Origin of the sequence: Pseudophaeobacter profundi (genome assembly GCF_029697505.1) — a bacterium.
Classification (GTDB): domain Bacteria; phylum Pseudomonadota; class Alphaproteobacteria; order Rhodobacterales; family Rhodobacteraceae; genus Pseudophaeobacter; species Pseudophaeobacter profundi.
In genome coordinates this window covers 1-389 of the sequence record NZ_JARJEF010000101.1, presented here as the reverse complement: position 1 = coordinate 389, position 389 = coordinate 1, and the positions used below count along the sequence as shown (strand labels likewise).

The 389-nt window shown below is 46.3% G+C and carries 1 protein-coding gene; it reads right to left on the bottom strand.

The genetic code is table 11. The features are described from left to right. Nucleotides 1-329: EF-hand domain-containing protein (locus P2081_RS20430; protein ID WP_278924625.1), on the bottom strand; the 329-nt coding region annotated here is incomplete at its 3' end. Nucleotides 330-389: the final 60 nt, after the last annotated feature.

Sequence of the window (389 nt, the reverse complement as noted above, 5' to 3'; positions counted from 1 at the left end):
ATTGGAACAAACTCCTCAACTGTGATCTGCTGCTCTCCGGGTTTGATGCTTCCAGTGAGCTTCTCCACCAGACCTAAGGTAGGGTTGAGTCCCAGAGCCCTAAGTGCATCAGGCACCTGGCTCCCATCAATGTTGCCTTCCCCGTAAATGTCGTAGATGTTGAACACAGCGTTGATTGCTTCTAATTCCTTCTCTTGAACTTTGTACTCGTCACGTTTCTTCTTTTCCAGCTCAAGGTCTGAAAATTTTGTCTGGAAGGCACTCGGGAAGGGGCTTGAGATTTCTGAAGAGGCAGTTTTGGTCTCACGATGAAATCTCCTTGAAGACATATTGTTGTAGTGCTAGTTGCTAGCTTTGAATACACGAAGCAAATACTCCTTACTCCTTCC